Below are 6,186 nucleotides of genomic sequence, written 5' to 3'. Positions count from 1 at the left end.
GACACAAAGCTGAATCATAGAAATTGAATTGGTCAAGCACCCTTATGCCTATCTTACTTATGCCACCCCTTATAGCGTATTCATTTGATACACAGGTGCTGGATGGCTTCACCTTTTAATGATTGTATATCTATTATATATATAAGTGAATTCATATGGCTGGAAAACTTTTGAGTTCCACAACTGAAAAGATTAGGATGATGCAGCACAAGGCTGCGGATAAGGGCAATTACAAATTGAGTCAAGTCCTTATATAAAATTATATATATTCTTATATTCTTATTTCTCTTGTAATATTGTAATATTGTAATAATAGATATAAGTAAGTAGAGAAAACTCAGTATTCATTAGGGTTTCAGGGCTTTTCCCAAAAATTACATTTCAATTACAAAACAGGGATTTCATTACAAAACATGGTGTTTTAGCATAGTTGGTTGTTTTAAAACACATATAGTGTATAATATATTTGTAGGCAAATTTGTGTAATGATGCTCAAAATCACTATCATTAGCAATATTGATTACAAACATGTTTCAAAAACTTTTTAACAATTTGCTTGGAATTTTTCCTGAGTTGTGGTATAATTAGTTTGTAGGCATGATTTGCTTAACCATTTCTTTGAGTTATCTAATGTAAAAAGAAAACTCCAGACGGGAATCTGAAGATGAAGGCGGTAGAAACTATCCTGTTACTTGATTTGTTTCTATATATATTATATACTATTTCTAGGTTCCATTGACCAACTATTTAAAATATTTTTCAAGGAGAATACTATGAGTATACTAAAAAAACCGGTTTCATTTACCGGGATGACAGATGAAGAAATTAAGGCTATTCCGCTGACACAGCTTACTGAACATGAGTTTCAGTGACTTAAACAGCAGGCACAGGAAAAGCAAAAGGAAGAATCAAAGGCTATCCTGTTTGGTAAGAAGATGTTTGTTGTATATAAGGGTGACATTTACCACAACAACAATGGTGTTTGAATAAATGTAAACAAGACTTACATTAAGCAAGACCTGATTACCAATTACATTAAGGGTGTCATTAGAAATGTGCTTGCAATCACAAAGACAAGTGAACTCAATAATACCTATTCTGAATTCATGATGGATGCGGTCACAAAGGCGTTGGTGACTGACAAGGACATAGACAAGAACATTTCAGTGTTCAAGAATGGATATTATGACCTTAACCAAAAGAAATTCATTGAGACTGATGTGCTGCCATTCTCTCTTAACCAAAAGACATATGAATGAAGTGAAACAGCAAAGTCAGATGTTGGTGAAAGGTTCATTAAGGCACTTGCAGACAAGGATGAAGACAAGAGACAGCTCATATTGGAAATAATAGGTTCATGTTTCTTCCCCCAAAACCCATCAATATTTGCCATACTGCACTCAGCACACTCAACGTCAGGTAAGGGTACAATCATTGATTGAATAAGAGCCGCTACGGGCTCAGTTAGAGAGCTTGACTACAAGAATATACTTGAAGGGTCAAACCAATTCTCTACGGGTGCTCTAAAAGGCACTGATGCGGTGTTCTTTGATGAATTGCCTGCACTGTTTACAAAAGGGACATCAGAAACAATCAAAAGGATTGCTGACAGTAAGGAAATGATGGAGGTTGAACTGAAAGGTGTTGATAGACAAATGGTCATTAACTCAGCAACGGTAGTTGCTACTACTAACAAGAATGTGTCTTTCTATGATTTTGATGATGCGTTGGCAAAGCGGGTTGTGTTCATTTCATTAGGTTTGAACAAGTCTGGGAAATATGAGTTTACGCCTGCGGAAATCAATGAGCTGCTTAATGATCCCCAATCAATCCAAATGCTTGCCAGATTGGCTATAAATGCGTTTCAGAGCGTGTTTGACAGCAGTGAGATAAGAAACCAAAGGTTTAGTCTTACACAAGAGCACCATGATTGAATTGAAAGTAAGAAAATTAACAATAATGCTAATGTGGAAGAAGTAATTTCCAAGTCACGTGAATTAAGTGATGCTATCCAAGGTCAAGAAGACTTTATTACAAATGATATGCTTGCAAATGCATATGCACTTTCAGGAATCTCATTTCAAGAAAAACATTATACAGCAAGAATATTCAAGAATGATTTTATTGACTTTCTTACAAAGCAAAAACATAATGTCCGTGAAGTTTCAAAAAACATTAAAGGCAAAACTTTCCGTGGAATTGAAATCAACTGATACAAGGAGAACAACTAATGGCACAACCTAAAGAAAATATTAAAAAAACAATGGATAAATCAGCAATATTACAGTTGATACAGGATATGGACAACAGGCATTACTTCCAAACCTGAACACCATTTGAAGGAAAAAATGGCAAGAAATACACAATGTTCCCAAAGATTGCCTGGCTCTTTGACGGAACCTATAGCCGTGAGGCTATAATCACTATTCTAACCGGCCTTATAGAGGACTGGCTGCGTAAGAATGGTAAAGACATGGACTTACTTAAAACAGTGCCTGATAGGGCTGTTCTTGTAGGTCCTTTAGTTGAGCATCTCATGAAGGATTTTGGTTGAGGCAAAAGCAAGGAAGTTGAGGGTAAGGACTTCCTTGAAAACAAGTATGGCATCACATGTGAGCTGCATTCAGATGTCTGGCATGAGGGTCAGGCTGCTGATATGGTATGTAATGGAATTGCCGTATCAGTCAAATCTGAGAGATACATGAATGGTTCACTTGCCAATGGGCACAGGATGCACATCAAAAGGTCATCATTCAAAAAACATTATATACTAATTTATACAAAATTTGGTTGAAAATTGGAAAAAGTTAAGAAAGGTGAAAAATAATATGGCAGATAGCAAAAGAGATTGAAGTCAGATACAGAGAATTTTCTTTGTGGTTGATGGCAAAAGGAAACATATTGATTTGAGCCCTGAAAAAATCAAGCAGATAAGAATTGGTATGGTTAATGTTTTTGGAAGAATGCTTACGCCTGTTGAGTTCAAGGTTATGATAGACACATACCCTGAATGGACAATGATGCTGTTTGAGGTGTGAGGCATCAATCCGGAAATACTTAAACATGATGGGTTTAAGGAAGAGATAACACAAAATGTTAAGGAGTGGGAACATGCCAGCAAAAAAGAGTGATAAGTTTTACATCAGGAGTTCATACACTGACACCTCAGAAAGCCAATACGGCATATACGTGTATTACAGGCTTGATACAGGTGAAATCATATATGTTGGCAAGGACAGCAACATCAGGCAGCACAGAAGGCATCTTGACCATATAGCACCATCCAAAAGGACTGAGCAGAACATCAACAGGTATCTGCAGACAGAAGGCATGAGTGAAGTGATTGGGTACAGTGTGCTTGCAATCTACGCCAGTGAGGCGGAAATGAACATTGCTGAGGTAATGTACATAATGTTCTACAAGGCCCTAGGACAGGCTAAAATGAACATTTCTGTTGACATAACACCTGCGGCGTATGAGGCAATAGTCAAAGGGATAGGAAAACTTGACTTGGAGGTCAAATAATGAGAAAGAAAAAACTGATAATTAACATAATTGAGTTCATTGGTGGGGTTCTGATAATTGCCGCCATAATAGTGGCAGGATTGGTTAATTAAAAAAACACCTTAATTGGTGTCTTTTTTTTCTTCTTCCTTATTCTTCAAATCCACATACACATGGAATTTCTTTCACAGAGCAACCAATTCAGCAATGAATACTGCTGGAATAGCCGCTGTTAGACCAAATAAGGCAACTTTAACTGTTTCATCATGGATTTGTACCATAGGCAAGACATCAAGCAATATGATGACTATTCACATGAATAGTAATACTACATTGACAAACCAGATTTTTGATTCATATAAGAGTTTTGAGTTCATTATAAATCACTCACCTTAATATCAACTTTTGCTTTGTAGAACTGCACATTATAACCGGCTGCCAAGTTAATTGCTCCACCTGTTGGATTTGTGTTTCCTCCAAGTTTTGCAACTGGATCATCTCAAGTACCACTGGCACCGGATGTACCTCATCTATGGAAAACTCCATAGTTACCACTGCCATCTAATGAATAACCAATTCCAGCAAATTTTTGGTGTGGAGAAAATCCTAAATCAAATGGTTCATTACCAAGGTATCCTTTATATATAAAATTCATATTTGCATAACCAGAATCTAATCCATGGTTATGTTCTTTGATAGCGCCAGTTGTTGTTCCAGTAGTTTCTCCAGATATAAGAGCATATCCAGCAGTATTATTTACTCTTTCTCATAGTGCTGTATTCATAGCTGTACCAGGATTTACTGAAATGATAGTTCCAGATTTGTAAACCACTTTACCAAGAATAGGTGCAAGAGCATCATTTACTAATTTTGTAACTACACTTCTATCTGCCAATCCATTATCAAGTGCTGATGTTGTATAAGCACCTAATGACATACCAATCTCAGCACCAGCAGCATCAATTGTTCTGACTGGTTTTCCATTTAGATTATCTACTGCAGTCTGAGCAGCTTTTGTAGCAATAGCGGTTGTATTTGAAGCAATAGACGCATCCAGAGCAGCCATTTTGGTGTCATAGGCAGTTTGTGCCACTTTAGCATTGATTTCAGCCGTATTGGTTGTTTTGAACGCTTCAAAGTCTGTTGTTGCCACTTTAGTTCCAATGGCAGTATTTGCATTTGCTATAGCAGCTGTATTTGCTGATACATTACCATTTGTTGTTGATAGCTCTCCTTGAGTTACTAAGCTAGATGCCAATGAGATTGTGAACTCCTGAATTTGGTTAACAGTCATTGTTGGATAGTTGATAACTGAGAACCCAGCAGCAGTCCCATCCACATTAGTTGTTTCAAGTGTCAATTTACCAGTAGTTGTCATACTTGCCTTAACCACTATTCCTTGATTTGGATTAGCACCATTTCTATCATTAAAAGTAATGATTGTTGGTTCAGCATCTCCTGTGTTGATACGGAAAATCATATTGTGGTTTCCAGAAGGAGCGGTTCCGCCATCAATTGTGAATCTTACCTTGATGTCAAAGATGTTTTCATCCTTAAAGTTGAATACCGGTTTAGTTCCATCATTGTTGTTAATCAGGTTTGTTAGGTCAAACACGGCTTTTGTTGCGTTTGATTCAGCAGCAACTTGCGGTTGTCCAATGTCAGAAGCATATTTAAGCACTGATGTAACTATTGAACCACCACCAGCAAGTGCTTTTTCAAGAGCATCAACTCTTCCAAGGATAGAGGTTGGTGTTGTTGTAGCACCAATTGCTGTGGTATTTGTTGCTATATCAGATTTGTTAGTTACAATGTCAGCAGTGTTTGTAGCAATCTGAGTAGTATGAGTTGCATCAGATGTCTTCAATGTTGCTATATCAGCTGTGTTTGTGGCAATGTTAGCTGTATTGGCAGCTATGTTAGAAGCATTTGTTGCAATGTTGTTTGTATTTGTAGATTGCTGAGTGATGATTGGATTAACTTTACCATCAATTTCAGTCTTGTTGTAAATGTCTGATGTAGAAATGATTCTTGGGTTTTCAACTTTCAGGAAACCATTGTCAGCATATGCTTTTGCCTGTGATAGCATAGAAGCATCTTGTGCATCAACATAAGTCAAATCAGCCTTGTCATCAATCTGAGCTTGCATTTGTCCAAGTTTAACGGTAGTTTCATCCTTAACTTGTGAAATCAATCAACCGGTAGCTGTATAGATTGCAGTGTCAAATACACCTGTAGAAGCAACTATTACAAGAATAGCATCATTTAGGTTTGGTTTAACATCAACTGATTCAACCGGATTGGCAGTCAGTCTTACGTCATTTCCGTTCAAGTCCTGCACTATGATACCAATTGTGTTGTACGCATTGTTCAAATCAGCAGATGATGGCAGCAAATCAGTTTCTGATTGCAGTGTTCATTTGGTGTTTTCTGGAGCATTGGCAAAGTTTTTTGCAATGGCCACTGTTTGTGAATATGTTGGAATAACAGTCTTTTGCCCATCCACATAACCGTCAATACGCATGTTGTTAAACGGTACGACCTTTGATTCGTCCACCGTTTCTATTCCGGAATCCAAGATGATTCCTTTTCTTACTAAGTATTTTTTATTCATTATATTATATCCTCCACTTTCAATAGTTTAAAGTTTCCGTTTTGTAGTTGTTCATATAAAACGTATTT

Annotated in this window: 7 protein-coding genes; 5 read left to right on the top strand and 2 right to left on the bottom strand. The window is 37.0% G+C overall.

Annotated features, from left to right (window positions below; all coding sequences use genetic code 11):
- Nucleotides 1-1,442 precede the first annotated feature (1,442 nt).
- The 5 genes from N1032_RS21880 to N1032_RS21860 all read left to right on the top strand — a co-directional run bounded on the left by N1032_RS21880 (nucleotide 1,443) and on the right by N1032_RS21860 (nucleotide 3,525).
- Nucleotides 1,443-1,934, top strand: a complete 492-nt coding sequence (locus N1032_RS21880; protein WP_331486046.1) for a primase-helicase family protein — start codon at nucleotides 1,443-1,445, stop codon at nucleotides 1,932-1,934.
- A gap of 33 nt (nucleotides 1,935-1,967) precedes the next feature.
- Nucleotides 1,968-2,213, top strand: coding sequence for a hypothetical protein (locus N1032_RS21875; RefSeq protein WP_259542297.1), 246 nt, complete (start codon nucleotides 1,968-1,970; stop codon nucleotides 2,211-2,213).
- A gap of 152 nt (nucleotides 2,214-2,365) precedes the next feature.
- Nucleotides 2,366-2,554, top strand: coding sequence for a hypothetical protein (locus N1032_RS21870; RefSeq protein WP_259542295.1), 189 nt, complete (start codon nucleotides 2,366-2,368; stop codon nucleotides 2,552-2,554).
- A gap of 322 nt (nucleotides 2,555-2,876) precedes the next feature.
- Complete coding sequence (locus N1032_RS21865; protein WP_259542294.1) at nucleotides 2,877-3,038, top strand: hypothetical protein; 162 nt, start codon at nucleotides 2,877-2,879, stop codon at nucleotides 3,036-3,038.
- Between the two features lie 73 nt (nucleotides 3,039-3,111).
- Entirely contained in the window at nucleotides 3,112-3,525 is a 414-nt protein-coding gene (locus tag N1032_RS21860; protein WP_259542293.1) for a hypothetical protein, read from the top strand.
- A 745-nt stretch (nucleotides 3,526-4,270) separates the two neighbouring features.
- Here the strand turns inward: N1032_RS21860 and N1032_RS21855 are convergent.
- Both N1032_RS21855 and N1032_RS21850 read right to left on the bottom strand, forming a co-directional pair.
- Nucleotides 4,271-5,653 (bottom strand): autotransporter outer membrane beta-barrel domain-containing protein, encoded by a 1,383-nt coding sequence (locus N1032_RS21855; RefSeq protein ID WP_259542292.1) that lies wholly within the window; start codon nucleotides 5,651-5,653, stop codon nucleotides 4,271-4,273.
- A 267-nt stretch (nucleotides 5,654-5,920) separates the two neighbouring features.
- Nucleotides 5,921-6,118 carry a hypothetical protein gene (locus N1032_RS21850; RefSeq protein ID WP_259542290.1) on the bottom strand — a complete coding sequence of 66 codons (198 nt, stop codon included), beginning with the start codon at nucleotides 6,116-6,118 and terminating at the stop codon, nucleotides 5,921-5,923.
- Between the last annotated feature and the right edge of the window lie 68 nt (nucleotides 6,119-6,186).

The organism is Herbiconiux daphne (genome assembly GCF_024979295.1).
In the GTDB taxonomy this organism is placed as follows: Bacteria; Actinomycetota; Actinomycetes; order Actinomycetales; family Microbacteriaceae; genus Herbiconiux; species Herbiconiux daphnes.
The sequence above is the reverse complement of the archived record's forward strand: the minus strand, read 5'-3'. Positions and strand labels throughout refer to the sequence as shown.

Excerpts from the sequence above, each read along its gene's own strand:
- N1032_RS21870 (WP_259542295.1), top strand. The coding sequence starts at position 2,366 with ATGTTCCCAAAGATTGCCTGGCTCTTTGACGGAACCTATAGCCGTGAG.
- N1032_RS21860 (WP_259542293.1), top strand. The coding sequence starts at position 3,112 with ATGCCAGCAAAAAAGAGTGATAAGTTTTACATCAGGAGTTCATACACT.
- N1032_RS21855 (WP_259542292.1), bottom strand. The coding sequence starts at position 5,653 with ATGCAAGCTCAGATTGATGACAAGGCTGATTTGACTTATGTTGATGCA.
- N1032_RS21850 (WP_259542290.1), bottom strand. The coding sequence starts at position 6,118 with ATGAATAAAAAATACTTAGTAAGAAAAGGAATCATCTTGGATTCCGGA.